This window comes from Neobacillus camarae (assembly GCF_054950115.1).
Window position 1 is genome coordinate 1294897 of sequence record NZ_JBUCKX010000002.1, and the last position, 26010, is coordinate 1320906.

At 43.6% G+C, this 26010-nt stretch carries 27 protein-coding genes and 1 riboswitch; of the genes, 19 read left to right on the forward strand and 8 right to left on the reverse strand.

Annotation, left to right across the window (positions count from 1 at the left end; translation table 11 throughout):
* Nucleotides 1–28: 28 nt before the first annotated feature.
* From ACY8D0_RS13760 to ACY8D0_RS13785, 6 genes are all read left to right on the forward strand, one after another.
* The gene (locus ACY8D0_RS13760) at nucleotides 29–1462 is read left to right on the forward strand and encodes an amino acid permease (protein ID WP_462411065.1); all 1434 of its coding nucleotides are present in this window, start codon (nucleotides 29–31) and stop codon (nucleotides 1460–1462) included.
* Between the two features lie 186 nt (nucleotides 1463–1648).
* On the forward strand, nucleotides 1649–2191 hold the full coding sequence (locus ACY8D0_RS13765; protein WP_462411066.1) for an NfeD family protein: 543 nt from the start codon (nucleotides 1649–1651) through the stop codon (nucleotides 2189–2191).
* A gap of 51 nt (nucleotides 2192–2242) precedes the next feature.
* Nucleotides 2243–3757 (forward strand): flotillin lipid rafts scaffold protein FloT, encoded by a 1515-nt coding sequence (locus ACY8D0_RS13770; RefSeq protein WP_462411067.1) that lies wholly within the window; start codon nucleotides 2243–2245, stop codon nucleotides 3755–3757.
* A gap of 183 nt (nucleotides 3758–3940) precedes the next feature.
* Nucleotides 3941–4741: a sporulation transcription factor Spo0A gene (spo0A, locus tag ACY8D0_RS13775; RefSeq protein ID WP_462411068.1), complete on the forward strand. Its 801-nt coding sequence runs from the start codon at nucleotides 3941–3943 to the stop codon at nucleotides 4739–4741.
* Between the two features lie 329 nt (nucleotides 4742–5070).
* A complete protein-coding gene (locus tag ACY8D0_RS13780; protein ID WP_462411069.1) occupies nucleotides 5071–5781 on the forward strand; it encodes a response regulator transcription factor in 711 nt (236 codons plus the stop codon).
* Nucleotides 5759–7195 carry a HAMP domain-containing sensor histidine kinase gene (locus ACY8D0_RS13785; RefSeq protein ID WP_462411070.1) on the forward strand — a complete coding sequence of 479 codons (1437 nt, stop codon included), beginning with the start codon at nucleotides 5759–5761 and terminating at the stop codon, nucleotides 7193–7195. The genes ACY8D0_RS13780 and ACY8D0_RS13785 overlap by 23 nt, the downstream gene beginning before the upstream one ends.
* Nucleotides 7196–7262: 67 nt before the next feature.
* Here ACY8D0_RS13785 and ACY8D0_RS13790 read toward each other — a convergent pair whose 3' ends face one another.
* From ACY8D0_RS13790 to ACY8D0_RS13810, 5 genes are all read right to left on the reverse strand, one after another.
* Nucleotides 7263–8021 (reverse strand): (S)-benzoin forming benzil reductase, encoded by a 759-nt coding sequence (locus ACY8D0_RS13790; RefSeq protein WP_462411071.1) that lies wholly within the window; start codon nucleotides 8019–8021, stop codon nucleotides 7263–7265.
* 134 nt (nucleotides 8022–8155) lie between these two features.
* Complete coding sequence (locus ACY8D0_RS13795) at nucleotides 8156–8899, reverse strand: ATP-binding cassette domain-containing protein (protein ID WP_462411072.1); 744 nt, start codon at nucleotides 8897–8899, stop codon at nucleotides 8156–8158.
* The gene (locus tag ACY8D0_RS13800) at nucleotides 8896–9594 is read right to left on the reverse strand and encodes an ABC transporter permease (protein WP_462411073.1); all 699 of its coding nucleotides are present in this window, start codon (nucleotides 9592–9594) and stop codon (nucleotides 8896–8898) included. The genes ACY8D0_RS13795 and ACY8D0_RS13800 overlap by 4 nt, the downstream gene beginning before the upstream one ends.
* Nucleotides 9595–9667: 73 nt before the next feature.
* A complete protein-coding gene (locus ACY8D0_RS13805; protein ID WP_462411074.1) occupies nucleotides 9668–10537 on the reverse strand; it encodes an ABC transporter substrate-binding protein in 870 nt (289 codons plus the stop codon).
* Complete coding sequence (locus ACY8D0_RS13810) at nucleotides 10534–11472, reverse strand: helix-turn-helix transcriptional regulator (RefSeq protein WP_462411075.1); 939 nt, start codon at nucleotides 11470–11472, stop codon at nucleotides 10534–10536. The genes ACY8D0_RS13805 and ACY8D0_RS13810 overlap by 4 nt, the downstream gene beginning before the upstream one ends.
* 247 nt (nucleotides 11473–11719) lie before the next feature.
* Between ACY8D0_RS13810 and ACY8D0_RS13815 the strand changes: the two genes are divergently transcribed.
* Nucleotides 11720–12382, forward strand: coding sequence for an FMN-dependent NADH-azoreductase (locus tag ACY8D0_RS13815; RefSeq protein WP_462411076.1), 663 nt, complete (start codon nucleotides 11720–11722; stop codon nucleotides 12380–12382).
* Nucleotides 12383–12467: 85 nt separating this feature from the next.
* On the opposite strand, the gene ACY8D0_RS13820 is transcribed toward ACY8D0_RS13815, so the two are convergent.
* On the reverse strand, nucleotides 12468–13250 hold the full coding sequence (locus tag ACY8D0_RS13820; protein WP_462411077.1) for an undecaprenyl-diphosphate phosphatase: 783 nt from the start codon (nucleotides 13248–13250) through the stop codon (nucleotides 12468–12470).
* 205 nt (nucleotides 13251–13455) lie between these two features.
* On the opposite strand from ACY8D0_RS13820, the gene ACY8D0_RS13825 reads away from it, so the two are divergent.
* The 3 genes from ACY8D0_RS13825 (at nucleotide 13456) to ACY8D0_RS13835 (ending at nucleotide 15801) form a co-directional block, all read left to right on the forward strand.
* Nucleotides 13456–14229: a DUF4931 domain-containing protein gene (locus tag ACY8D0_RS13825; RefSeq protein ID WP_462411078.1), complete on the forward strand. Its 774-nt coding sequence runs from the start codon at nucleotides 13456–13458 to the stop codon at nucleotides 14227–14229.
* Nucleotides 14230–14361: 132 nt separating this feature from the next.
* Entirely contained in the window at nucleotides 14362–15531 is a 1170-nt protein-coding gene (locus ACY8D0_RS13830; protein ID WP_462411079.1) for an FtsW/RodA/SpoVE family cell cycle protein, read from the forward strand.
* An 18-nt stretch (nucleotides 15532–15549) separates the two neighbouring features.
* Nucleotides 15550–15801 carry a DUF2573 family protein gene (locus tag ACY8D0_RS13835; protein WP_462411080.1) on the forward strand — a complete coding sequence of 84 codons (252 nt, stop codon included), beginning with the start codon at nucleotides 15550–15552 and terminating at the stop codon, nucleotides 15799–15801.
* Nucleotides 15802–15831: 30 nt separating this feature from the next.
* Here the strand turns inward: ACY8D0_RS13835 and ACY8D0_RS13840 are convergent, their stop codons facing one another.
* Nucleotides 15832–15963, reverse strand: coding sequence for a YuzL family protein (locus tag ACY8D0_RS13840; protein ID WP_462411081.1), 132 nt, complete (start codon nucleotides 15961–15963; stop codon nucleotides 15832–15834).
* 321 nt (nucleotides 15964–16284) lie between these two features.
* Between ACY8D0_RS13840 and ACY8D0_RS13845 the strand changes: the two genes are divergently transcribed.
* The 8 genes from ACY8D0_RS13845 (at nucleotide 16285) to ACY8D0_RS13880 (ending at nucleotide 24019) form a co-directional block, all read left to right on the forward strand.
* Entirely contained in the window at nucleotides 16285–18672 is a 2388-nt protein-coding gene (locus ACY8D0_RS13845; RefSeq protein ID WP_462411082.1) for a 3-hydroxyacyl-CoA dehydrogenase/enoyl-CoA hydratase family protein, read from the forward strand.
* 75 nt (nucleotides 18673–18747) lie between these two features.
* The gene (locus ACY8D0_RS13850; protein WP_462411083.1) at nucleotides 18748–19923 is read left to right on the forward strand and encodes an acetyl-CoA C-acetyltransferase; all 1176 of its coding nucleotides are present in this window, start codon (nucleotides 18748–18750) and stop codon (nucleotides 19921–19923) included.
* 63 nt (nucleotides 19924–19986) lie between these two features.
* On the forward strand, nucleotides 19987–21768 hold the full coding sequence (locus ACY8D0_RS13855; protein WP_462411084.1) for an acyl-CoA dehydrogenase FadE: 1782 nt from the start codon (nucleotides 19987–19989) through the stop codon (nucleotides 21766–21768).
* Between the two features lie 176 nt (nucleotides 21769–21944).
* On the forward strand, nucleotides 21945–22304 hold the full coding sequence (locus ACY8D0_RS13860) for an arsenate reductase family protein (RefSeq protein WP_462411085.1): 360 nt from the start codon (nucleotides 21945–21947) through the stop codon (nucleotides 22302–22304).
* Between the two features lie 48 nt (nucleotides 22305–22352).
* On the forward strand, nucleotides 22353–22736 hold the full coding sequence (gcvH, locus tag ACY8D0_RS13865) for a glycine cleavage system protein GcvH (RefSeq protein WP_462411086.1): 384 nt from the start codon (nucleotides 22353–22355) through the stop codon (nucleotides 22734–22736).
* Between the two features lie 233 nt (nucleotides 22737–22969).
* A complete protein-coding gene (locus ACY8D0_RS13870) occupies nucleotides 22970–23206 on the forward strand; it encodes a YusG family protein (RefSeq protein WP_462411087.1) in 237 nt (78 codons plus the stop codon).
* A gap of 138 nt (nucleotides 23207–23344) precedes the next feature.
* Nucleotides 23345–23704 (forward strand): toprim domain-containing protein, encoded by a 360-nt coding sequence (locus ACY8D0_RS13875; RefSeq protein WP_462411088.1) that lies wholly within the window; start codon nucleotides 23345–23347, stop codon nucleotides 23702–23704.
* 3 nt (nucleotides 23705–23707) lie between these two features.
* Nucleotides 23708–24019, forward strand: a complete 312-nt coding sequence (locus ACY8D0_RS13880) for a thioredoxin family protein (RefSeq protein WP_462411089.1) — start codon at nucleotides 23708–23710, stop codon at nucleotides 24017–24019.
* A 629-nt stretch (nucleotides 24020–24648) separates the two neighbouring features.
* On the opposite strand, the gene ACY8D0_RS13885 is transcribed toward ACY8D0_RS13880, so the two are convergent.
* Nucleotides 24649–25131 carry a nuclease-related domain-containing protein gene (locus ACY8D0_RS13885; protein WP_462411090.1) on the reverse strand — a complete coding sequence of 161 codons (483 nt, stop codon included), beginning with the start codon at nucleotides 25129–25131 and terminating at the stop codon, nucleotides 24649–24651.
* A 192-nt stretch (nucleotides 25132–25323) separates the two neighbouring features.
* On the opposite strand from ACY8D0_RS13885, the gene ACY8D0_RS13890 reads away from it, so the two are divergent.
* On the forward strand, nucleotides 25324–25677 hold the full coding sequence (locus ACY8D0_RS13890; RefSeq protein WP_462411091.1) for an SCP2 sterol-binding domain-containing protein: 354 nt from the start codon (nucleotides 25324–25326) through the stop codon (nucleotides 25675–25677).
* Between the two features lie 79 nt (nucleotides 25678–25756).
* Nucleotides 25757–25857, forward strand: a riboswitch (SAM riboswitch).
* The last annotated feature ends 153 nt before the right edge of the window (nucleotides 25858–26010 follow it).

Consider the following 26010-nt stretch of genomic DNA (forward strand, 5'->3'; position numbering starts at 1 on the left):
GTAAAAACAGCAAGGAGTTTTGCTTAACATGTCAAAATCACATCAGCTTGGCTTTTGGGTACTAACCGCACTAGTCGTCGGAAATATGGTTGGTTCGGGAATCTTTATGCTTCCTAGGTCATTATCCGAGGCAGCCAGTCCTGCTGGGGTGATGTCGGCTTGGGTGCTAACCGGTTTTGGCGTTCTGATGATTGCCCTTGTATTTGGCAATTTGGCCATCCGCAAGCCGAAAATTACCGGCGGCCCTCAGGTTTATGCCAAAGAGCTGTTTAAACCTGGCTCTAAAGCTTCGATTTTATCGGGATTTATGTCCACTTGGGGCTACTGGATTGGCAATATTGCAGCCAATGTAGCGGTAATTACCACGTTCACAAGTTATTTAACAGCTTTTTTTCCGGTACTGACAAGCGGGACGGTTTTGATTGCCATGGACGGCTTCACTATAAGAGTGGGTAACGCTCTAACATTTGCGGTCTGTACATTGATGTTGTGGCTAATCCATTTTATCATCCTCCGTGGTATGGAAGGTGCCGGAAAATTAAATCTCATCGCAACCTTTGCAAAGGTTATCGGTTTCTCATTGTTTATCATAATCGGATTGTTCGCCTTTGAAAAAAGCAATATTCTTCCATTTGCCCAGGCAAGAGTGGGGGATGCCGGAAACAACATCAGTATGATGTCGCAGGTAAACAATGCCGCATTAGCGACCTTGTGGGCATTTCTTGGTATAGAATCGGCTGTCGTGTTTTCTTCGCGTGCTAAAAAACAGTCCGATGTGAAATGGGCAACCATTGTCGGGTTATTTATTGCGTTGGCCATCTATATGGCCATCAGTATTTTAGTCATGGGGATGCTTGACCAAGAGACCCTGATTCACTCTGAAAAACCATTGATCGATGCGATTGAAACGGTATTAGGAAAAACGGGCGGTCAAATTTTGGCGGCCATTGGATTAATCAGTCTCATTGGATCGATGATAGGCTGGATTATGCTAAGTGCGGAAGTGCCCTATCAAGCAGCCAAACAAGAGGTTTTCCTTCCTGGCTTTTTGAATGAAAATAAACAAGGATTTCCGGCTTTCTCTTTGCTTGTTACTAATTTAATCACCCAATTATTTATTTTTTCCACTGTTTCCAAATCGATTGCCGATGCATTTGACTTTGTCATTGTCATTGCGACTCTTGCTTACTTGGTTCCGTATTTCATCGCTTCCATTTACCAATTAAAGTTGGTTTTGACAGGAGAAACCTATTCTGATGCTCGTTCGCGGCTGGGAGATGGACTCATTGCGGCTTTGGCGACGGTTTATTCTGTGTGGGTGATAATCGGTGGAACAGCAGAGCTTAAGACATTTCTCTATGGAATTCTTTTACTTGCAAGCGGGATTTTATTTTATGGGCCGCTCCTTAAAAAGAGGGACCATGATGACGATGAAGAAACCTTGTCTCCCAATTATGACTAGAATCGACTCCGCTGTCGAAACCATTTGTATTTGACAGCGATTGCTATGTTTTTTTACAGTTTTTTGAATCTTTTTCTTTTCTGAATCGTATGAAATGACATACATAAAATGTAAAGAAAGTTCCCCGTACCGGGCTCCCTTTCTTTAATAAACAGCAACTCCCATACATGGAAAGGTGTGATGCATATGGAACTTTTCGGCCTGCCTTTAACCACGGTTTACCTGTACGGGTTAATCATTTCGGGTGTATTAACGGTTATTTATGTGCTGTTTTCGGATGTGTTTCATATTGACACAGGTGATGGCGGATTGTCCTTTTTAAATCCGGTATTGGTGTTTGCTTTTGTGACCATCCTGTCGGCAAGCGGCTATTTGTTGGAACGGCTTTCTTCTCTCAATGAGTTGCTTATTTTCGGTATCTCGGCCGCGGTTTCCTTTATTCTTGTAAGCTTGTTAAATGTATTTATCCTTATTCCAATGTCCTCAGCCGAGGAGTCGCTTGTTTATAGGGAGTCTGACCTTCGGGGCCGGATTGGAACCGTCATTACAGCCATCCCTGCCGATGGCTTTGGCGAAGTGATGATTGAAAATGCCAGCGGCAGAATTGCCAAGCCAGCGGCAAGCTTTGATGGGGAATCGATTCCAAACGGCACCCGCGTATTGGTGATTCAAGTGAAAAATGGCGTATTGGAAGTATCGATTCATCAAGAATTAGAAAGTTTTCTTTAATAAGGTAGTTTGTTAGTATTCATTAAATAGATAAATAGAGGAGGAATAGGTATGGAGTTTAGCTTTGTATGGGTAGTCATTGGTGTTGTTGTCCTCATTTTAATTGCATTAATCGGTGTTTTTGTTACAAAATACCGGACAGCAGGCCCCGATGAAGCATTAATCGTCACCGGTAGTTACCTGGGGAATAAAAATGTCCATGTGGATGAGTCAGGCAATAGAATCAAAATTATCCGCGGCGGAGGTTCGTTTATTCTGCCGGTGTTCCAGCAGGCCGAACCGTTAAGCCTGCTATCGAGTAAACTAGAAGTTACCACACCAGAGGTATACACCGAGCAGGGCGTACCGGTTATGGCCGATGGGGTGTCGATCATTAAAATCGGCGGTTCTATCAGTGAAATTGCCACTGCCGCCGAGCAGTTTCTCGGAAAACCTAAGGAAGAAAGAGAGAACGAGGCAAAAGAGGTTTTGGAGGGGCATTTGCGATCCATCCTTGGTTCGATGACCGTGGAGGAAATCTATAAAAATCGCGACAAATTTTCACAGGAAGTGCAGCGGGTGGCGTCGCAGGATCTTGCCAAAATGGGCTTGGTCATTGTATCGTTTACCATTAAAGATGTCCGAGATAAAAACGGCTATCTTGATGCACTTGGTAAGCCTCGAATTGCCCAGGTAAAGCGGGATGCCGATATTGCAACAGCAGAAGCCGAAAAAGAAACCAGGATTAAAAAGGCCGAAGCGTCTAAAGAGGCTAAGCGCTCTGAGCTGGAGCGGGCAACGGAAATCGCCGAGGCGGAGAAAACCAACCAGTTGAAGATTGCTGAGTTCCGCCGCGAGCAGGATATTGCCAAAGCGCGTGCTGACATGGCCTATGATTTAGAAAGTGCCAAAGCAAAGCAAGATGTGACCGAACAGGAAATGCAGGTTAAAATTATTGAGAGACAAAAGCAGATTGAACTAGAAGAAAAAGAAATCCTTCGCCGCGAACGACAGTATGATTCTGAAGTGAAGAAAAAGGCAGACGCTGACCGGTACGCTGTTGAACAAGCAGCTGCCGCTGAAAAAGCCAAACAAATGGCAGATGCCGAGGCAAACAAATACCGCATCGAAGCGATGGCGAAAGCGGAGGCAGAACGGGTTCGCATCGATGGTCTCGCCAAGGCGGAAGCACAGAAGGCACAAGGTCTTTCCGAGGCAGAAGTTATCCGCATGAAAGGTTTGGCGGAAGCGGAAGCCAAGCAGAAAATCGCCGAAGCGTTCGAGCAATTCGGTCAGGCAGCAGTACTCGACATGATTATTAAAATGCTCCCGGAATATGCAAAACAAGTGGCCGCACCGCTTTCAAATATTGATAAGATTACGGTTGTGGATACTGGAGGCGGTTCTGGCGTCAATGGCGGGGCGAATAAGGTGACTGGTTATGCAACAAACTTAATGGCCAGTCTTCAGGAATCATTAAAAGCAGCGAGTGGCATTGACGTGAAAGAGCTGATTGAAAACTACTCAGGAAAAGCCAACGTAAAAAGAAGCATCGATGAGCTCACAGAAGAAATGAAAAATAAATAGCTAGAATCATATAAAGCCCTTATCTATGGTTGATAAGGGCTCTTTTCATGGGCAATAAAGCACGATGGCCCGCATTATTTACAAAATATGATACAAATTGTCAAAAGATTCCCCTTGTTTAAAATAATTTTATAGTAGAAAATGGAATTATTGGGAAATAGCAATAAAGGGGAGCGGAGTATCATGATAAAAATAGCGATTGTTGATGATAATTATCAATTTACCGAGATAATGAATGATTACTTTATGACACAGGATGATATGAAGGTGGTGGGGATAGCTTATAACGGGCTGGAAGGTATGGAATTAATAAGATCAGAAGAGCCGGACCTGATCATTCTGGACCTGGTTATGCCCTATTCCGACGGGCTCTCTATTTTGGGCAACCTTCATGTCGAAAAACGGGATACCAAAGTTTTAATGCTTACATCCATGGGAACCGAAAATATTATTCAAAAAGCGAATGAGTATGGGGCGGCTTATTTTTTGATGAAACCAGTTGACCTATCTGTCCTGTCTGATAATATCAGGTCGATTTGTTCACAAGAGGGCTATGTTGCGAATCGACGGTTTCATGACCATCCAGTAATCGAGGAAAATAAGGTTTCCAACGATATGATCGATCACAAGTTGGAAATGCGTATTACGGATGTATTGCGTTCCATCGGAATACCTGCGAATTTGAAAGGCTACTTTTTCTTGAGAGAGGCCATCGAAATGGTACTAAGTGACTCAGGTTTACTGGGAGGGGCCGGCGGAATCACAAAAGTCATTTATCCGACCATTGCCGATCGACATTATACCACTCCAAGCCGTGTGGAAAGAGCGATCAGACACGCCATCGAGGTTTGCTGGAACAGAGGGGATGTCGAGATGTTAAAATCTGTGTTTGGTCCTGCCGTGGGCCAGTTGAAGGATAAACCTGCCAACGGGAAGTTTATTATGCTGATGTCCGATTATTTTGGATTGAAGGGGGCCCGTTAATTTTTCTCGGACCTTATCCTGATGGAAAGGAGCCAATTAACATTTTAACCAAGTTCATGATAGGCTCAAAAAAATGGGGTGTCCTATACAAATAGGGCACCCGTTTTATTTAAAGAGAGGTTATTTTGGGATGGGTAAGAGCGATAGCTTTACGCACCATGAAAAGATAGACAATAACTTGGGGGTCCTTGAACCTATCTTCTCTTCCAAATACAGCATTATCATATCGAAAAAGATTGAAGATGTTATGAAGAACTTGTGGTGATATTGTGAAGTTACAAAAATCACTGACTGCCCATGATATATTTAAAATATGGGGAGTGAATAGTATGAAAATATTATTAGTCGATGATGAACGCAGAATTATCGAGGTTCTTGAAGCGTATTTGGAAAGAGAAGGTTATGAGATTCACAGTGCCGATAATGGCCTCGATGCCCTAAAAAAAGTGAAAAATGTCCATCCTGATTTAATCATACTAGATTTAATGCTGCCTGACATTTCGGGAGAGGAAGTCTGCCGGCTCGTCCGTAAAGAATCGGACGTTCCCATCTTGATGCTGACCGCCAAATCAGCGGAGGATGACCGGATTAACGGTATTGTCATGGGAGCTGATGACTATTTAACCAAGCCATTCAGTCCAAGGGAAGTGGTCGTTCGTGTTCAAGCGATTCTAAGGAGAGTGAAAAAGGCAGAACGAGTGGAACGGCTTGAGTTTAACGGGAAAAAATTGGCTATCGACTTAATTAAAAAAGAGGTTACGGTAAACGGTACCCCGATTACCTTGACACCGATTGAGTATAAATTATTAACCAACATGGCTTTAAATCCTGGCAGAGTATACAGCAGAATGGATTTGCTGGAAAAAATTCAAGATGAAGGCATGTATTATGAAGGCTATGAACGCAGCGTAGATACCCATATCAAAAATCTTCGAAAAAAAATAGAACTGGATTCCAGACAGCCCGAGTTTATTATCACGGTATTTGGAATGGGGTATAAATTTGGAGGAACAGTCGATGCTGCAAACGCTGCGGTCTAAGATTCTATTTTACTTAATCATGATTTCTTTGGTCGGCATCTTGATTGTCAGCTATTTTATTCAATATGGCTTTGAAGAGAGTTTCACGAGCTATTTGGATCAAAATCGGGAAAAAAAGATTGACCGGGTGATAAAGGAAATTGAGAAGGATTACCGGACGAATGGCCATTTTACGAGTGACCCTGTATTTGGCATGCTGCATGAATATGCCATGACTGACCAGCTCTACTTTCAGTTGTATGACCGATATGGCCAAATTCAAATGGACTCTTCGAATATCCGATCCATGCTAAATAGCCTTGGCTTAACAGAACCGGAGCCGGACGGGGAAAAATGGCATTCCAATACCTACACTCTTAAGGTCAATAATACGATGATTGGAAAGCTGGTTGCCATCTATCCTGAAGGTTTGGTCGATGATGAATACAAGTTTATTCAAACCATTCAATTTTATATTTATGGGGCGGTTTGTTTAACGATTATCCTGGCAATTGTGACCAGTTTTATTTTTTCAAAACAAATCACTTCCGGCTTAAACAAACTCTCATTTGCAGCCAATGAACTGCAGATGCACCATTTGGATATCCGGATTCCTTTACAAGGTCTTCCGAGTGAAGTGAAGCAACTGGCAATTTCGTTTAATAAACTGGCGGAGTCACTCTCGAAAGAAGAGATGTTGCGCAAGCAGTTTACCGGTGACTTGGCCCATGAACTGCGGACGCCCCTCTCCACGTTACGCAGCCAAATCGAAGCGTTTCAAGACGGGATATGGGAGCCGACGCCCCAACGGCTGCAGGTCTGCCATGAGGAGCTCATGCGGCTGGTGAGGCTTGTCAACGAGCTGGAAAAATTGCTTGCAGCGGAAAATCCGCAGATTCGACTAGAAAAAATGGAGGTCGAAGCCGGCAGTGTACTGGCCGCGCTCTCGGAAATGTTTTTACCAATCTTCAAGGAAAAAGGGGTGGACCTGCAGATCAAGGAGCCCGTTCAAGAAGAGTTCTTCGAAGCGGATAAGGACAAGTTGATGCAAATCCTGTCCAATGTCCTTAACAATGCGCTTAAGTACACTCCTGAGGGTAAAAATGTAACCCTTTCGGTTGTAACCGAAAGAGAGGGCTTTGTCGGATTTAACATTCAGGATGAGGGAGCGGGCATTGCCGAGGATGATACCCCGTATATTTTTGAGCGGTTCTATCGCGGAGACAAGTCACGCGACCGAAAGACAGGCGGGGCCGGTATCGGCCTGTCGATTGTGAAGGCTTTAATGGATGCCCATGATGGAATGATAAAGGTAAAAAGCAAGCTAAATAAAGGAACGAGCATCACATTATGGTTTCCAAGGGAACTTGAGGAGAAACGGGTAACCATGTCCCCGCCATTCACAAAAAGAAAAGCGCAAGCGCCCGTTCAGTGAAGCGCATTAGTTCTCCCCGCCAACAAAGAGAATAGCAAAAGGCCCTGCACCATGCAGCGGCCTTTTGCTATTGCAACAATTCCTTAATATTATAGACTTTTCCGTTCACGGCTTTCCCGCTTAACACTAGTCTTACTAAAGCTTCCGTTACTATCTCGGGTGTTCGCAGCAGATTATCATTCTTGAATGCTTTGAATCTCTCCAATTCCTTAAACGATTCAATCGACGAGGAGCGGATGGTTTCCTGCATTTGCGTATCCATAATACCTGGTTCAAAGGCAATCAGTTTGTGCGGGGTGTTCAATGTCTCTTGCTCCATCGCGGCGGTTTGAGTGAACATAAGCAGTCCAGCCTTTGCACTGCAGTAGGCACTCCAGCCCTCTTTAGGCCGGATGGCGGCACCGGAGGTCACATTGACCACCTGGACGGTTGCATTGATCATGGGAGCCCTGCTAATTAACAGGTTAGTAATAACCATGGGCGCAATTAAATTCACCTGGATATTGCGAATGACAGGTGATGGCTCTAAGTTGCCGACTGTATGAATGGGCTCAATGAGGCCGGCATTATTAAACAGTAGGATTTCCTTAGGTTCTTTCTGAAAAATAATATGGGAGATTTCCATAAAGACTTCCTGAACTTCTGTTTCTAATGACAGATTGCAGGGAAAATGTTTATACTTCACGCCTTGTTCCAACGCAAACGTTTTGAGTTCTTGATTTTCTGTCCGGGAAACAGAAATGACGGCCACATTTTCTGTCATAAGCCGTCTTGCAATAGCCTCGCCTAATCCTTTAGAGGCCCCGGTTATGATGGCGTATTTCACCTTAAAGCCCCCCTTAAAACCACTGCTGCCAAATATTTATCCTTATTGTAAGGCTGCCGGTTTGAATAAGCAAATAATAGCAAAACCTTCGCGTTTGGATATGGAAAAAGGCAGCCCCTGTTATGGAGCTGCCATCAACGTGCAAGGGGATAGAACTTTTTCCATTCATTCAGGAAGGATTGAACGGAAGCATTGGGATGTTTCAGGACCTGAGAGGTAGGACCGGTTTGTTTTACTTCACCATCCACGATTATCGCCAGTTGATTGGTCAGGTAATGAACTTCCATGATATCATGGCTGACAAATACAGCGGTTGTTTGTGTTTCAGCCATAATTTGTTTGAAATCTTCCATTAACTTAATTTTAGTAGGAAAGTCGAGCGCCGAAAAAGGTTCATCGAGAAATAGGATCTCCGGTTCGACAATCATGGCCCGGGCAAGATTGACCCTCTGTGCCTCGCCGCCGGATAAATAGAGAGCATTTTTCTTGGCTAAATGGCGGATACCAAACAGCTCCAGCCAATGGTTGACCTTTTCCTTTATCACCATCTTAGGAACCTTGCGCAATGTTAAGCCAATTGCCACATTGTAAAATACGGTTCCATCTAACAATAAGGATTGCTGAAGGGCAATCGAAAATTTGCGCCGCAGCTCGATTGGGGCTCCTCCTGCCGGTAACAGCTTTCCGCCGTAGTAAATTTCCCCGCTTGTCGGCTTTTCCAAGCAAGCGAGTTGTTTTAATAGTGAACTTTTCCCAGCACCATTGGGTCCCATGATGCCTAGAAATTCCCCTTGTTGAATAGTAAACTCAGGAATATTTAAAATTTGTTTTTCTTGGGCACGGTAGGTCAGGTTTTTCAGTTCAATCAATGGATTCATGAAAAACGTCTCCTTTGCTGTAAGAAGGTTAACGCTGCTGTGATGAGCAAGGCAATGGATAACAGAATGAACGAGAGCGCCAGGGCGATATCAAAGTTTCCTTTGGAAACCTCCATGACAATCGTGGTAGTCAAAATTCTGGTGTCGCCTTGTATATTGCCTCCAACCATCATTGCTGCCCCCACTTCGGCAATCACCCGGCCGAACCCGGCCATAATCGCCGCCATAATGGCAACCTTTGACTGCCGCACAAGCAACATGAACATCTGCAGTTTCGTGGCTCCAAGCGCTTTAATTTGCAAGAGCATTTTGTCGTTAATCTGTTGGAACGCCGAACAGGTTAGGCTGGTGATAATCGGAAGTGATACTAGGATTTGCGCCAAGACAATGGCTGTTGGTGAATAGAGCAGACTCATTGTACCTAGGGGTCCAGAGCGCCATAACAGCATGGTTATCCATAGCCCCGCCACGACAGGAGGCAGGCCCATGCCGATATTGACAAAGGTCAACAGAATCCGCCGGCCCTTAAATCGTGTCAGTCCCAGCAGAATCCCAAGAGGCAATCCGAGGAGGGTACTGATTAACGTGGAAATAAAACAAACTCTGAGAGTTAGCCATGTAATCGCAAAAATATCCGGATTACCGGTGAAAATAATCTCAATCGCCTTTTTTAGTCCATCAATGAGCAGTTCCATATGTGCCTCCGGGATTTTTGTGTGATAAAAGGAGGCACTGGTGAGTGCCTCGCCCTAGAAAACTTTTATTCTATTATTCAGTATATCCAATAAATAAGGATTGTCCGTATTCTTTTTTGCCAAAGCTTTCAATGACTTCTTGTGTCTTCTTGTCTACCATAAAGTTCACGAATTTTTCGGCATCTTTGCTGTTCACCATATCGTGTTTTTCCGGATTGACCTGCATGACATGGTAGATGTTCATTAAATCTTGGCCGCCTTCGACAACGATTTTAAGGTTGGTTAAATTTTTCGATTGAGCAAGCCAAGTGGCACGGTCTGTTAACACATAGCCTTTTTTCTCAGCGGCCACCTGAAGGGTCTGTCCCATGCCCTGGCCGGTGGAAACATACCAATCACCCTGAGGCGTAATGCCTGCGGCTTTCCATATTTCCAGTTCTTTTTTGTTGGTGCCTGAGTCATCACCACGGGATACAAAGACAGATTTTGTTTCAGCTAATTTTTTAAGGGCGGTTTTTACATCATCTCCGCTGACTCCTGCAGGATTATCTGACGGACCGACCAAGACAAAGTCGTTGTACATTACCCGTTTGTAGTTGATGGCATCACCAGCATCTACGACCGCCTTTTCGGAAGCAGGAGCGTGCACGAGCAGGGCGTCGGCTTCCCCTTTAGTTCCCATTTCCAAAGCTTGTCCAGTGCCAACAGCAATGACTTTGACTTTCACGTTGTTTTCCTTTTCAAAAATAGGAATGATTTCATCAAGCAAGCCACTGTCCTGAGTGCTGGTTGTGGTGGCTAAAATCATTTCAGTCGGTTCTGCCTTCGGTGCCTCTTTCTTGTCCGCAGATGATGCAGTGTCCTTTGTTTCCGAGCTGCCACAAGCGCTTAACAAAAGCAGCATGAAAGCAAATAATAGCGTGAATAACTGTTTTTTCTTCATACAAATTCCTCCATGGTGGTAGTTTGGTAGATAATGTTTCCTAGTTCAGAAATATCGTAGCCTTCTAAAAGCGATAAACTATTTTTAAACTCCGTGGATTGCAGATAATGGATTAAGCTTGTCAGACTTTGCCTATTTTCATTGGTAAATCGAAATACCAGGTCGAATTTTTCTTTGGCAACCGGGATAAAGTCCAGTCCCAAATGAGTTGCGGCAGATTGAATACCGAACGCCACGTCGGCAATTCCTCGGCTTATGTAGGATGCGGCTGACAGGTGGTTCCATTCTTCGTTTTCATACCCGTTGATTCTGCCGGGGACGATTTCATGGCTTGATAGTTTTGAATCAAGCAGGAACCTTGTGCCTGAACCTTTTTGCCTGTTAATAAACTGAATTTCCTTTCGGGTTAGGTCGGGAAAATCATGAATCTGCTTGGGATTCCCTTTGGCCACGATAAATCCCTGTTCACGAGCAGCCAATCTCATCACCAAAATGGACTCATACACGAAAAGCTGTTGGATAAACGGCAGGTTATATTCGTGGGATGCAGGGTCCAATAAATGCATGGCTGCGATATCACTTTGACCGCGATATAACATCATTAAACCTTCCAAACTGCCGATGAAACTGGGCAGTATTTGCTGGTTTAGGTCTTGAGCTGCCTGTTTACTAAGGTGCTCGACCAAAAAGTCGTGGCTGCCAGATAGGATGATTGCTTGAACCGATGCATTGGCAGCGGGCTGTTCCGGCACGTTTTTTTTGGCTGGTGCTTGGGCACTTTGTTTAAATCTTTCCAGCTCTTCTTGTTCAATTCTCATTTTATTGCCGATTTTAAAGGCCTTTAGTTCTCCACGTTTAATCAATTCATAAACGGTGTGCTTGGAAATTTGAAAAATTTGGGCGACTTCATCGGGAGTATAGGCCTTTTCTTCCATTGGGTAACCTCCTTTTTCTGCCATTTTAAAAAAATCATAACATATTGAACGTGAACTTTGTTAAGTTTTGTTGTGTTTTATTATGTTTTGTTAGGAATTGTACCAAATTGTTCAATAGTAGGTATTCTGTACTAGGAAATTTCACCATTTTTACAAATTCGTCACCGATTGTTCGATTGTGAGCAAGCATAAATAGTGTAGTATTACTATTAGAAGCAAAAATATGAACTAAAAGGAAGGGTTGTTAATGTCAAAGCTTTTGTACATTACCGCGAATCCCAAAAATAATATGAAGCTTTCAAAAGGGATGCAAATTGGCGAGGTCTTTTTAAAAGAGTTCCAAAAAGTGCAGCCAGAGGTCGAAATCGAACGCTGGCACTTATATGACATGGATATCCCCGAAATTGACATGGACTTATTATATGCACGTGCAAAATTGTCTTTTATGGGTTATACAAAAGAGCAGTTGACGGAAGCCGAACGGACGAAGTTGGAGAAAATGCACGCGCTTGCGGATCGGTTTATTGCTGCCGATTATTATGTGTTTGTCACCCCGCTTTGGAACCTCGGGGCACCGGCAATCCTAAAAGCATTTATGGACAATCTGTTTATCGCGGAAAAAACGTTTACGAATACTCCAAGCGGACCTCAAGGACTGCTGACCAACCGGAAAGCGATTCATATTCAAACCCGTGGAGGCATTTATTTGACCGGACCCATGGTGGAATATGAAATGGGTGACCGTTATTTAAGCAAAGCACTGGATTTCCTTGGCTTTGAACGCTTGGAAACAATCGTGGCTGAAGGGATGGACCACTTCCCGAAACAAGCACCTGAGATTATGGCGCAAGCGAAGGAAAAAGCAGCTGCAGCAGCACAAGAAATGGCAAAAACTCCAGTTACCCTATAAAAAAAACGGTTCGAACCTATTTGTTCGAACCGTTTTTTGCACTTTTCGGGTTCCATCGGGTTTTATTTGCGAATTTACATTAAACTTAAAACTTACCGGTGAACTGGAAGAACAGAACGACTAGGCCCAATATCCAAACATAGACAGCGAACGGTTTTAGTGAGTGCTTCTTCAAGTAACCGACCATCCATTTTACGGCTACATAACCGAAGAAAGCGGAAGAGATGATTCCCACCAGCAACGCAGACAAGGTAATTTCCTCTCCGCCACTGCCAAGCAAGTCCTTCATTTGCAGGACAATCGCTCCGGCAATCGCTGGAGTTGATAATAAAAACGAAAAATAAGCGGCCGTCTCGCGATCCAATTTTCTCCAGAGAGCGGCGGCAATGGTCATCCCCGAGCGGGAAATCGCCGGCATGATGGCCACGGCTTGAAATGTTCCAATCACTAAAGCATCTTTATAGCTGATATCGTCCATTTTTTTGTAACCATTTTTCGCAGAATCAGCCAGCCACAAGAATAAGCCGGTAATCAAAAACTCCCAGCCAATCGTCACACCGGATTTTGAGATTCCATCAATAAAATCTTTAAAAGCAAGTCCGAAAATTACGGCAGGAATCGTACCGACAATCAATAAATAGGTCAATTTGCTAAATGGATTTTTGATAATTTTAATAAATTCATCCTTATAAAACACAAATACCGCGAGCAAGGTTCCGACATGAAGCATGGTGTCAAGCAAGAGTCCTGCTTCCTGCAGTCCGAATAAGTTTCTGCCAAGATAAAGGTGTCCCGTACTGGAAATCGGCAAAAACTCTGTCAGTCCCTGAATGATACCAAGGATAAGCGCTTCTAATTTCGTTAACATACTTTCCCTCACAATCTCCATTTTTTGGCGGTCTGTCCTATGATTCATATGCCATTGTTCTCTATATCATGTACATCTTTCTATTTTAGGGAAAATGCCAATAGTCGGTCAATGAAAATATTAGGTGGGCAGGAACAAAATGGGTGCAATCAGGAGGTTTCCTGCCATAAAATAGAAGTAAAGCGTTTGGAAGGGAGAAACGGGATTGGAAAACAAACATCTCTACTTTAATACAGCGATTGGTGTCAAAAAACCGGAGAATTACCGGAATAAACAGACAGCATGCCCCTTTTGCGAACGGGAAAAGCTGACAGATTTGCTAGCAGTGGACGGTGCAATTATTCTATTGAAAAATAAATATCCGGTATTGGAGAATGCCTATCAAACCGTATTGATTGAAACGGACGATTGTCACGCCGAACTATCCACCTACTCAAACGGGGACTTACATAGACTGATGAGGTTTGGTATCCGGCATTGGCTTGAAATGGAGCAAACGGGAGACTATCGCTCGGTTATTTTTTTCAAAAACCATGGCCCTTTATCAGGGGGGACGATTGCCCACCCCCACATGCAAATAGTCGGTTTAAAAGATCTGGAATACTTAGACCATGTGTTGCCTGAAATGTTTGAAGGAATCCTGATTGCAGAGGACGAGGGAGTCAGGTTTACCCTATCGACCAAGCCGAAGGTGGGCTTCTACGAGTTTAACATCTGCATGGATGATGCCGGTTATCAGCCAAAATTTGGCGAATACCTGCAGATGGCCGTTCATTATATTTTGAACCACTTCCCATTTAAGGCATCGAGCTATAATTTGTTCTTTTATCATATGAATAAGAAGATTTACGCAAAAGTGGTGCCGCGGTTTGTGACAACCCCGTTATATATTGGCTATGGCCTGCCTCAGGTTCCAAACAATTTGAATTGGATGGCGGGGGAAGTGGAACGATTATATTTTAAAAACGAGGTAGTATAAGGAATGCCTGTCATGGAGGGAACTTCCATTAATATGTAAATGTACCCATGGGCCTTTTTGAAGTTGTGATTTTGATTGTAAAAAAATATAATGGAGGAATGTACAAGTTTAATTCAAGGTGGAGACTTTCACATGACTTCCAATAAAACTGCAACTTCCAAACTGGATTACAGTCTGGTCCTAATAGTAATACTATTGTGTTTAGCGAGCTGTTTAGCGATTTATAGTGCCCAAACGACCGGGCAATACGACCGTAACTTCTTAATCATGCAAATTGCCTGGTATGCGGTGGGCGGTGTCATTATCGCAGGGGTAATGACGTTGGATTCCGATCAGCTTCGAAAAATTTCCTGGTACGTATATGGGTTGGGGATTGTGCTCCTCATCCTGTTAATCCTGGCACCGGAATCGATTGCCCCAAGGATTAATGGTGCCAAAAACTGGTTTAGGCTGCCTGGAATCGGTTCACTCCAGCCCTCGGAATTTGTCAAGGTATTTCTTATTTTGACCTTGTCGCGGGTAGTAGAAGATCACCATCAAAAAAATCTAATCAAAACCGTCCAATCTGATTTCTGGCTGTTAATTAAACTCGGATTGGTTACCATGGGCCCGTTGGTGCTGGTCGTAAAAGAGGACTTGGGAACGTCGCTCGTGTTTCTTGCCATTCTTTTAGGAATGATTTTTATTTCCGGTATCACCTGGAAGCTGTTAGTGCCAATTTTTTCAACTGGCATCATCCTGATTTCGACGATTTTTTATTTTGTGTTATGGCATCCAGAGATACTGGAAAAATATCTGGGTGTGAAGCAGTATATGTTCGGACGGATTTACTCTTGGCTCGATCCGTATAACTACGAAAGCTCGACAGGGTTCCAGCTGACAAAGTCGATGCTGGCCATCGGTTCAGGTATGACAAGCGGTAAAGGATTTGGCAATCGTGAAGTGTATCTGCCGGAGAGCCAAACCGACTTTATTTTCAGTATTGTTGGTGAGGAATATGGGTTTATCGGGGCAAGTGTGCTGATTAGTTTATTCTTTTTGCTGATTTACCATATTACCAAAGTGGGAATGGAAACAAAGAATCAATTTTATACCTATATCTGTGTCGGCGTCATCAGCATGATTACCTTCCACGTATTCCAAAATATCGGGATGACCATTGGCGTCTTGCCTATCACAGGGATTCCACTGCCTTTTATCAGCTATGGGGGCAGCTCCTTGATGGGGAATATGATGGCGTTGGGATTGATTTTCTCCATTCGCTACCATTATAAAAAATATATGTTTTCGACAACCGCGTAGGAGATGGAAGGTGTTATAATGGAAGACCAATTTTTTGAGCAATTCGAGACATTACTTGAAAAATATAGTGAATTATTAGTCGGGAAAACAGACGAAAAAACAGTAAAAAAAGTGAAAGCATGGGCACTATATACACACATTGCCAAGACCATGCCGGCACTCATCAGCCATTGGAGCGCCCTATATCCGGAAGCTCGGGCTGACATGAAAGATATCATTCAAGAGATAAAGCTCTTAAATGAGCAGCACAGGGAACAGCAGAAAAAATAAAAACAGGCAGACTATGCCTGTTTTTATTTTTTAATGCTTATATTGACTGTTCTGGCTGTTTTGCTTATCGACGCCGCTCGCTTCACGGCCTGGTCCGGCGTTACCCTTCACACTGGCTGCGCTGACTCCTGCTTTGGAAGGGTTCTTTTTCATTTTTGCCATGCTAATCACCTCATCATGTAGATTGCCCATTCCTATTGGACTTTATCGATTATCTTTAAGAATTGTCCAGTTCCACAAGGGAGGCCTTGTAGCACGGGCATCACACGAACAAAAAGCGTTTGATTTTTGGAGGTTGCTATACGGTGCTGATGAGGGCGCTTGCAATTTTCCTTTAATGTTCAAAAAAAATTCAATTTTCCACTTTTACTAATTGCAGAATTTTTCAAAATATTTTATAGTTATTAGTAGTAAAGATCTTTCACCTTATTTTTTTTACTAAAAAATGAATGAGTATTCATTCAAAGTCTGAAGGGGGAGACAATGTTGAACCAATTAATTAAAAAAGCGGCTGTACTAGGATCTGGCGTCATGGGATCGGGAATTGCTGCCCATCTGGCCAATATCGGTATACCAACACTGCTGCTTGATATTGTTCCACGCGAATTGACGAAGGAAGAAGCAGCAAAAGGACTCACTTTAGAGGACAAACAGGTACGCAATCGTATCAGTACAGCGAACATTCAAAAACTATTGAAGCAAAAGCCTGCACCCCTGACATCAAAGAAAAATATTGACCTTATCGAAGCAGGCAACTTAGATGATGACCTTGTTAAGCTGAAAGATGTGGACTGGGTAATTGAAGTTGTCGTTGAAAATCTCAACGTTAAAAAACAAGTGTTTGAGAAAGTTGACCAGTTTCGCAAGCCAGGCAGCATCGTCAGCTCCAACACTTCCGGTATTTCCGTTGAAGCGATGGTCGAAGGACGTTCCGAGGACTTTAAAAAACACTTCCTTGGAACCCACTTCTTTAATCCGCCACGCTATTTAAAATTGCTTGAAGTCATCCCAACCCAATACACCGACCCAGAAGTTTTGTCATTCATGAAATCCTTTGGCGAGGATGTTTTAGGCAAAGGCGTGGTTGTCGCGAAGGATACACCAAACTTCATCGCGAACCGAATCGGTACCTACGGCCTGCTGGTCACTGTAAGGGAAATGCTGAATGCGGACTTGAGTGTCGGTGAAGTCGATTCCATCACAGGCCCGCTGATTGGCCGTGCAAAAAGTGCCACCTTCCGAACTTTGGATGTGGTCGGATTGGATACATTCTACCATGTGGCCGGCAACGTATATGATCAAGTTGAAGGCGAAGAAAAAGAAGTCTTCCAAGTACCGGAGTTTTTGAAAAAGATGATTGAAAATGGCTGGCTTGGAAGTAAGTCAGGTCAAGGTTTCTTCGTGAAAAAAGGCAAGGAGATTTTAGAACTTGATCCCAACACATTGGAATACGGTCCGCGCAAAAAGCTGTCCGCTCCTTCCATTGAGCTAGCGAAGCAGGAAAAAGGCACTGCCAATAAATTGAAAGCGCTTGTTTATTCGGATGATAAGGCTGGACAGTTCTTATGGAATACATTTACGCAAAATATACTCTATTCGGCAAAGCTGTTAGGCGAAATCGCTGACGATATCGTCGCCATCGACCGCGCCATGAAGTGGGGCTTTGGCTGGGAAATGGGTCCTTTTGAGACATGGGATGCGATTGGCATTGAAAAGTCTGTTCAAAAAATGCAGAATAGCGGTCTTGATGTACCTGCTTGGGTACTAGAAATGCTGGAAAAAGGCTTTACTTCTTTCTATAAGGAAGAAGAGGGCGAGCTATATTTTTACAATAACGGAGAATATAAACCAGTCGAATTCAATCCTAAAGTCATAGACCTTAAAAAAATCAAAAAGCAAAAAGGGGTCATTAAGAAGAATAGCGGGGCCAGCTTAATCGATATTGGCGACGGCGTGGCACTCCTTGAATTCCATTCCCCTAACAATGCGCTTGGATTCGATACGATTCAAATGATTAACTTTGCCATTGACGAAGTGGAGAAAAATTATAAAGGTCTTGTCATCGGCAACCAAGGCAAGAACTTCTGTGTCGGCGCTAACTTGGCGATGATGCTAATGGAAGCGCAAGATGACAATTATGATGAACTGGACATGGTTGTACGCCAGCTTCATAACGCCATGCTGAAAGTAAAATATAGCTCAAAACCGGTGGTTGCAGCACCATTTGCCATGACACTGGGTGGTGGCGCGGAAGTATGTCTGCCAGCATCCAAAATACAAGCATCCTCCGAGACCTACATGGGTCTTGTCGAAGTCGGAGTCGGATTGCTGCCGGGCGGCGGTGGAAACAAAGAATTATATATTAAACATTTGGAAGGCCTCCCGAACGGAGTGCAGGTTGACCTGCAGGCAGTCGCCAACAAAGTGTTTGAAACGATTGCAACAGCAAAGGTTTCCACATCAGCAGAAGAAGCACGGGATAATAATTTCTTAAGTGCAGCTGATGGGATTAGCATCAACAGCGATCATCAGCTATATGATGCCAAACAGGCTGTTCTTGCCTTGCATGAACAAGGATTTAAACCAAAAGTCCGCCGGAAAGTTCCGGTTGTGGGTGAACCAGGCTATGCAACCCTGCTTTTAGGAGCGGAAGGAATGCGGCTCTCCGGTTATCTGTCAGATCACGATATGAAAATTGCCAAAAAGATTGCATACGTCATTGCCGGCGGAAAAGTTCCATACGGCACCGAAGTGGATGAGCAATACTTATTGGATTTGGAAAGAGAAGCATTCTTAAGCTTAATCCGTGAGCCGAAGACTCAGCAGCGGATGCAGCACATGCTGTTAAAAGGTAAGCCGTTAAGAAACTAGGGTCAGGGGCAGTAAATGGCCCCTGGAAAAATAGATTCGCATTTTTTAAACATGATAGAAAGAGAGGGAACTTTCATGAGAGAAGCGGTAATCGTTGCCGGTGCAAGAACCCCAGTCGGCAAGGCGAAAAAAGGATCGCTTGCGACGGTACGTCCAGACGACCTCGGCGCATTGGTCGTGAAGGAGACGTTGAAGCGCGCCGGAAATTACGAAGGAAATATCGATGATTTAGTCATAGGCTGTGCCACCCCAGAAGCAGAGCAGGGAATGAACGTGGCAAGAAACATTGGGGCGCTTGCAGGACTGCCTGATACGGTTCCAGCCATCACGGTAAACCGGTTCTGTTCCTCCGGCCTGCAGGCCATTGCCTATGCGGCGCAAAGCGTCATGTTGGGTCATACCGATACGGCCCTTGCCGGCGGTGTCGAGTCCATGAGCTTGCTGCCTATGGGCGGTCACGTGATTCGTCCGAATGCCAAACTGGTAGAAACCGCACCCGAGTATTATATGGGAATGGGCCATACAGCCGAAGAAGTGGCAAAAAGATATGGCATCAGCCGCGAAGAACAGGATGCCTTTGCCGTAAGAAGTCATCAGCGCGCCTATAAAGCCATTCAAGAAGGAAAATTCGTGGATGAAATTGTCCCAGTTGACGTGAACATCCGCTCGGTTGGAAAAGACAACAAGTTGGTAGAAAAGACATTCCAATTTTCACAGGATGAAGGGGTTCGTCCGGGCACCAACCTGGAAACGTTAGCCAAACTGCGCCCGGCCTTCTCTGTAACAGGCTCCGTAACAGCGGGTAACGCTTCACAAACGAGTGATGGTGCTGCTGCTGTGATGGTCATGGACCGGGAAAAAGCGGAATCTCTTGGCTTAAAACCATTGGCTATATTCAGATCCTTTGCTGTTGGCGGAGTTCCTCCTGAAGTAATGGGAATTGGGCCAATCGTAGCCGTACCGAAAGCGCTGAAGCTTGCTGGACTCGAGGTTTCAGATATTGATCTCTTTGAATTAAATGAGGCTTTTGCTTCGCAATCCATTCAAGTTATTCGCCAATTGGGTCTTGATGAGGAGAGAGTGAATGTAAATGGCGGTGCCATTGCTCTCGGACACCCGCTTGGCTGCACAGGGGCGAAACTCACTTTAACCCTTCTTCACGAATTAAAACGCAGACAACAGCAATTCGGTGTTGTCACGATGTGTATTGGCGGCGGAATGGGTGCAGCCGGCGTATTTGAATTATTGTAATCCACACTGGGGGCTTCTCCTGGGGAGCCCTCCCAAATCAAAATAAATTAGGAGGAATTATACATGACAGAAACAAAAAAAGTTGTCAAAGGCGGAAGCTTTTTAGTTGAAGATATCACTTGCAATCAGCTGTTTACTCCAGAAGATTTCACCGAAGAGCATTTAATGATTGCCAAAACGGCTGAAGATTTCGTCGAAAAAGAAGTGCAGCCGGTGCTTGAAAAACTGGAAAACCATGAGTTTGACATCACGGTTAAATTATTAAAAGAAGCCGGCGAACTTGGCTTGTTAGCGGCGGATGTTCCGGAAGAATACGAGGGTTTAGGATTAGATAAAGTAACTTCTTCTCTCATCACAGAAGCTATGGCGGGCGGTGGCGGCTTTGCTTTGTCACACGGCGCTCACGTAGGAATCGGTTCCCTGCCAATCGTTCTTTTCGGCAACGAAGATCAAAAGAAACGATATCTTCCAAAGCTTGCTTCCGGTGAAAAATTAGCTGCTTATGCTTTGACCGAGCCAGGTTCCGGTTCAGATGCACTAGGTGCCAGAACGACAGCCAAATTGAATGCAGCGGGTACTCACTACATCCTAAATGGAGAAAAACAATGGATCACCAATGCCGGTTTTGCTGATGTCTTCGTTGTTTATGCAAAAATTGACGGCGAACAATTTTCAGCTTTTATTGTGGACCGCGACCTTCCTGGCGTATCGACTGGTGCTGAAGAGAAGAAAATGGGGATTAAGAGCTCCTCTACTCGCACGCTTATTTTAGAAGATGTGCCTGTACCTGTAGAAAACCTATTAGGGGAAATCGGCAAAGGCCACGTGATCGCGTTTAACATCTTAAATATTGGCCGTTATAAACTAGCTGTCGGAGCTGTCGGCGGTTCAAAGAAAGCGCTGGAAATGACTATTAAATACGCGAATGGCCGCCAGCAATTTAAAACGCAAATTTCTCAATTTAACTTAACAAAAGAAAAGTTTGGTACCTTGGCATCTGAACTGTATGCGGCCGAAAGCTCTGTGTACCGTACGATTGGTTTATATGAAGAAAACCAAGGCAAATTGTCTCCTGAAGATACAAAAGACATTAAGAAGCTCGCTAATTCCATTGCTGAATATGCAATTGAGTGCTCTCTCAATAAGTTCTTCGCAAGTGAAGTATTAGCCCATGTTGTCGATGAAGGCGTGCAAATTCACGGTGGATACGGATTTATGCAGGAGTACCCAATCGAGAGGGCCTACCGCGATGCCCGGATTCAGCGGATCTTTGAAGGAACCAACGAAATCAATCGTCTCCTAGTTCCTGGAACACTCGTGAAAAAAGCATTAAAAGGTGAACTGCCTCTGTTCCAAAAGGCAATGGCGCTTCAAGAAGAGCTGATGATGATGATGCCAGAAGAGCCAGGAGATGAGCCGCTTGCCCAAGAAAAATATCTGGTAAGAAATGCGAAGAAAATTACCTTGCTGGCAGCCGGCCTTGCGGCACAGAAATATGGCAAAAAGCTAGAGCAAGAACAAGAAGTCTTGGCTAACATTGCCGATATTACATCTTACGTCTATGCAATGGAGTCTGTTGTATTGCGGACAGAAAAAGCCATTGCCAAAGTTGGCTTGGAGAAGAGCAAACAAAAGCTTCGGTATACGCAAATATTCTGCCAAGAAGCCTTTAATAATATTGAAGCAATCGCTAAAGAATCATTAGTGGCAGTTGAGCAAGGCGATATGCTAAGAATAATGCTGACTTCGCTGCGCAAATTCACGCGTCACACCCCGATCAATGTCATTGCGAAGAAACGTGAAGCCGCGGATGTGCTAATCGAATCTGAACGCTACATCGTTTAAGCGACTTTTGGTCCCTTTCCTATTGCGAAAGGGGCCTTGTTATTTTTTGCATAAAAGGATTTTAGGGAAATTGTCGAAAGATACTGGGGAATGCAGCTTTGCTGATTAGGAATTTACTAATGGATATGGTAAAATTTTAATGTTGCAGGACGAATAAGGTAAGGGCGGTGAACGTAATGTCTCTGACGTTTTACTGGTACCCGAAGTGTGGTACATGCCGAAACGCCAAGAAATGGCTGGATGGGCATCAGTTGTCCTATGAAGCGATACATATTGTGGAGAGTCCACCATCCCGGGACGAATTAAAGGAACTTTATCAAAAAAGCGGACTGGAATTGAAAAAGTTTTTTAACACCAGTGGTTTAAAATACCGTGAGTTAGGTATCAAAGACAAACTGAAGACCGCTTCTGAAGATGAGTTGCTGGATCTTCTAGCCTCCGACGGGATGTTAATCAAAAGGCCGATTGTCACTGATGGGAATCGTGTCACTTTAGGTTTTAAGGAAGAAGAGTTTGAAAAAAATTGGCTGCAATAACTTTTGTTATGATGAGAAAATCATTAAATTCAGTGGAGGGATTAACCAATGAGTGTACCAAAGGACTTACGTTATTCTGAAGAACATGAGTGGGTAAAGGTGGAAGGCAACCGTGTCCGTGTCGGCATTACCGATTTCGCCCAGCACGAATTAGGGGATATCGTTTTTGTGGAACTTCCAGAGGTAGGCACGGAATTATCGGCAAATGAACCGTTCGGAAGCGTTGAATCAGTTAAAACTGTATCCGAGCTATACGCTCCAGTCAGCGGCAAGGTTGTCGAAGTGAACGAAGACCTAAATGACAGCCCTGAATTTGTCAACGAGTCACCATATGATAAAGCTTGGATGATTGTGGTAGAACCGTCCAACAGCAGCGAGATTGACGAAATGCTAACTCCTGAAAAGTATGAGGCCATGATTAAAGAAGATTAATCTCTTTTTGGAAAGCAATGAATGTGAACTACTACCCCGTAAATGTTAGACACTCTGCTGACATTTACGGGGTGTTTTTATGGCCAAATTTACAGCTGAGAAGAAATTAGAAGTTGTTCAAAAATACTTAAATAATGAGGCGCTGGTTACCAGCCTTATATTTCCACGTTTTCTCTTGGCTTTATGGGAAACCTAAACATAAATAAAGATGCTATAGAAAGGTGGAAAAAGTGGTGCTAAAACAAAGTAAGAAAGATGTAACCGATCAAGTGGTAGGGAAATTGCGAAATGGCGAAATAGAGCTTTTTTTGGATAATGAATCGATAGGAAAGATTAAACTGCAGGAGAGCCTTGATGCTGAGTTGTCGCATCATTTTGAAGTGGACCAAAATAAAATATATCAGCATGTGACAGTAACAGAAGGCCGGGACGCCAAATACACAGATTGTGATGATGGCGGCTGGTGTTAAGCGGGAAGCTGGACTGAGCAAAATCCTGTTTTTTATGATGACAATAATGATATAGTTAACATACTTAGAACAAGGCACACCGTCATATATATTTTCGAATATGTTAACAGTAAACCACTTCTATTACAGGTGATGGACATGAATGATGCGTATGTTGACAAAGTTCTTATTGTCGAAGGAAAATCGGATAAAAACAAGGTAATGAACATTATTAAAGAGCCATTGGAAATCATTTGCACGAACGGCACGATCAGTCATTCCAAATTGGATGAGTGGATTGAACTCCTTGAAGACAAGGAGTTATATATTCTCGTGGATGCGGATGAATCCGGTGAAAAGCTTCGCAAGTTGTTTAAACGGGAATTTCCCAATGCGGAACATTTATATATTGACCGGATGTATCGCGAGGTGGCAACGGCCCCAGAACAGCATCTGGCAACGGTTTTATTGGGCGCAAATATCGATGTCCACAAGGAATATTTAGAAATGGGATTATGATGTATGAATGAATGGAATCGAGATCAATTATCAGTGTTCCTTGGCAGGGAAGCGACGGGTTTAGTCTATTTTTATACTCCCATGTGCGGAACTTGCCAGCTCGCAGGGAAGATGCTGCGGGTGGTTGAGGAACTGGTCAGTATGGAAATGGGAAAAATGAATTTGAACTATTACCCGGACCTGGCGGAGCAATTCAAGATAGAAAGCGTGCCCTGCCTGCTGTTTGTAAAAAACGGAAAGGTCATTGAAACAATATACGCATTTCATTCCATTCCCTATTTGTTGGAAAAAATAAAACAAAATTTGGATTCGTAAAGCAGATGCTACCTGAGCATCTGTTTTTTTAAATCATGAGGACAAAATCAACGGCCGAAAGGAGGGACTTGTCCCCATAAAAATCATGAGGACAAAACCGGCGGTCAAGAGAGGAATCTTGTCCACATGAAGGGTCTATGAGGACAAAACTGGTGGTCAAGAGGGGAATCTTGTCCTCATGAAAAATCAAGAAATTAAACATAATAGGAGTACTTGCCATGACCTGTTATTGTATAGTTCTTCACTAATAACCTATTAATCCTTTTTTTGTGAATCCCTCCGCCACACCATTCATGAACAACATTCGTCGTAATCTTCAAATCAGGAAACAGCAACCTGATCTCTCAACGCTTCGTAAAACAACCGAGCCAATCTCTTCTTTGAAGCCACATTTCATGCACACACAATATCCATCTGAAACAATCACGTCTAATGATAGACAAGATAAACAAAGAGGCCCCTTCTCCAATTGGGTAAAATGATAGGGACACAAGCGAGAATACGGATTATCATCTTTATGGAGGGACAATAACAGGTCAGCCAGTTTTTTATCATAAGAAGTTAGCGTAGAAGGAGTGGCAGTCAGCTTACGGAAGAAAGTGTTTATCTGGGTAAGAAGAATAATCGATTCATGTGGCTTCGGAAGATAAAGAGTAAAACTCGGGGTTAATGAAGATAATGTAGTAATGAATCGGCACTTTGTAGCCTTTACTGTGAAGGAGCTGTCGGAGCAAAATCTCACTACGGCCGGATTGATGCAGGGGATTGGTTATATCATGATCATACTGTGAGGTGAATCTGTCTGTTTTGGGATCATATAAATATTCCCCTTCATAATTTTTAACTTCATAAAACGATATCGCCCGTTGAGTAATAAAAGTAGAATCTATCTGAAATGAAGTATTATTTGTTTCCAGCAGCAAATCATTCAGGATATATCTATCTTTTGTAAACTCTTCGGCTCTAGCATCAAACATCACCTCCCCTTCATACCCCTTCTGTAAATTGACATAACGTTTGCGTTCTTTTTCCGGTAAAACCATTCGGGAATTCAGAGACCTAAGAATTTTTAATTCTTTCGGAAAGGGCCTCGGTTTCATAAATGTCTCCATTCTTCGCCTCCTATAACATATACTAAATACATTTTACAGAAAAGCCTCATAATTTCCCGATACAAATATGAAAGTTTTCCGAATCCGACATTTCCTGCGAGCCGCCTCCAATAATTGTCGAGTCTTTTTAACAGGAATTCCCCGTCCATTGCTGAATAGTAATGTTAAAGAGACAAGATCGGAGTGGTGAATATGTTAGATGCCATTAACACCTTTTTACTAACCGTTAGAGGGAGGGCGGATATATTACCGTTGATTGACAATGCGGAAATACAGCTGGATATCAGCTGTGAACAGAAATCCATCATGCTAAAAATAAAAAACGGGGAAATCTCCATTGCGGCTGAAAAAGACAGCCGACTACAGAAAGTTACGATTTGCGGCAGTCTGTCAGCCATCACACTAATGTTGGAAGGAAAAGAAAAACTGCGAATTCTCCAAAAAAATGGTGCATTAAAAGTGACAGCCCCGTTGCGCGCAACCTTAATGCTGGAATCACTTTTTTATTTAGTAAAAGCAGACCCGCAACTAGCCAAAATAATTTAATCATAGGTATTGACTCGGAATTGAACATCATGTAAGATAATTTTAAACATTCAAGAGATTATGACATTCTAATACATCATTCTTATCAAGAGAGGCGGAGGGACCTGGCCCAGCGATGCCCGGCAACCGGTAGATACACGGTGCTAATTCCAGCAGAGCACATGCTCTGAAAGATAAGAAGAGACAACCCCTCTTCTTTGAAGCGGGGGTTTTTTTGCCGGTAGGAAAATTTAAACTTTTCCTATCGGGAATACGCCTCTGTCTTCGCCTAAGGGCTTGCCAGTCGGCGAGTTTTCTTTATAAAAAAAGCTTTTTAGCCAAAGAGAGGAGCGA

Coding starts and splice junctions, on each gene's coding strand:
- ACY8D0_RS13860 (WP_462411085.1), top strand. CDS start 21,945: ATGTCTCTGACGTTTTACTGGTACCCGAAGTGTGGTACATGCCGAAAC.
- ACY8D0_RS13855 (WP_462411084.1), top strand. CDS start 19,987: ATGACAGAAACAAAAAAAGTTGTCAAAGGCGGAAGCTTTTTAGTTGAA.
- ACY8D0_RS13875 (WP_462411088.1), top strand. CDS start 23,345: ATGAATGATGCGTATGTTGACAAAGTTCTTATTGTCGAAGGAAAATCG.
- ACY8D0_RS13765 (WP_462411066.1), top strand. CDS start 1,649: ATGGAACTTTTCGGCCTGCCTTTAACCACGGTTTACCTGTACGGGTTA.
- ACY8D0_RS13770 (WP_462411067.1), top strand. CDS start 2,243: ATGGAGTTTAGCTTTGTATGGGTAGTCATTGGTGTTGTTGTCCTCATT.
- ACY8D0_RS13890 (WP_462411091.1), top strand. CDS start 25,324: ATGTTAGATGCCATTAACACCTTTTTACTAACCGTTAGAGGGAGGGCG.
- ACY8D0_RS13885 (WP_462411090.1), bottom strand. CDS start 25,131: ATGGAGACATTTATGAAACCGAGGCCCTTTCCGAAAGAATTAAAAATT.
- ACY8D0_RS13840 (WP_462411081.1), bottom strand. CDS start 15,963: ATGGCAAAAATGAAAAAGAACCCTTCCAAAGCAGGAGTCAGCGCAGCC.
- gcvH (WP_462411086.1), top strand. CDS start 22,353: ATGAGTGTACCAAAGGACTTACGTTATTCTGAAGAACATGAGTGGGTA.
- ACY8D0_RS13810 (WP_462411075.1), bottom strand. CDS start 11,472: ATGGAAGAAAAGGCCTATACTCCCGATGAAGTCGCCCAAATTTTTCAA.
- ACY8D0_RS13850 (WP_462411083.1), top strand. CDS start 18,748: ATGAGAGAAGCGGTAATCGTTGCCGGTGCAAGAACCCCAGTCGGCAAG.
- ACY8D0_RS13800 (WP_462411073.1), bottom strand. CDS start 9,594: ATGGAACTGCTCATTGATGGACTAAAAAAGGCGATTGAGATTATTTTC.
- ACY8D0_RS13795 (WP_462411072.1), bottom strand. CDS start 8,899: ATGAATCCATTGATTGAACTGAAAAACCTGACCTACCGTGCCCAAGAA.
- ACY8D0_RS13830 (WP_462411079.1), top strand. CDS start 14,362: ATGACTTCCAATAAAACTGCAACTTCCAAACTGGATTACAGTCTGGTC.
- ACY8D0_RS13880 (WP_462411089.1), top strand. CDS start 23,708: ATGAATGAATGGAATCGAGATCAATTATCAGTGTTCCTTGGCAGGGAA.
- ACY8D0_RS13805 (WP_462411074.1), bottom strand. CDS start 10,537: ATGAAGAAAAAACAGTTATTCACGCTATTATTTGCTTTCATGCTGCTT.
- ACY8D0_RS13760 (WP_462411065.1), top strand. CDS start 29: ATGTCAAAATCACATCAGCTTGGCTTTTGGGTACTAACCGCACTAGTC.
- ACY8D0_RS13780 (WP_462411069.1), top strand. CDS start 5,071: ATGAAAATATTATTAGTCGATGATGAACGCAGAATTATCGAGGTTCTT.
- ACY8D0_RS13785 (WP_462411070.1), top strand. CDS start 5,759: ATGCTGCAAACGCTGCGGTCTAAGATTCTATTTTACTTAATCATGATT.
- ACY8D0_RS13835 (WP_462411080.1), top strand. CDS start 15,550: ATGGAAGACCAATTTTTTGAGCAATTCGAGACATTACTTGAAAAATAT.
- spo0A (WP_462411068.1), top strand. CDS start 3,941: ATGATAAAAATAGCGATTGTTGATGATAATTATCAATTTACCGAGATA.
- ACY8D0_RS13845 (WP_462411082.1), top strand. CDS start 16,285: ATGTTGAACCAATTAATTAAAAAAGCGGCTGTACTAGGATCTGGCGTC.
- ACY8D0_RS13815 (WP_462411076.1), top strand. CDS start 11,720: ATGTCAAAGCTTTTGTACATTACCGCGAATCCCAAAAATAATATGAAG.
- ACY8D0_RS13820 (WP_462411077.1), bottom strand. CDS start 13,250: ATGTTAACGAAATTAGAAGCGCTTATCCTTGGTATCATTCAGGGACTG.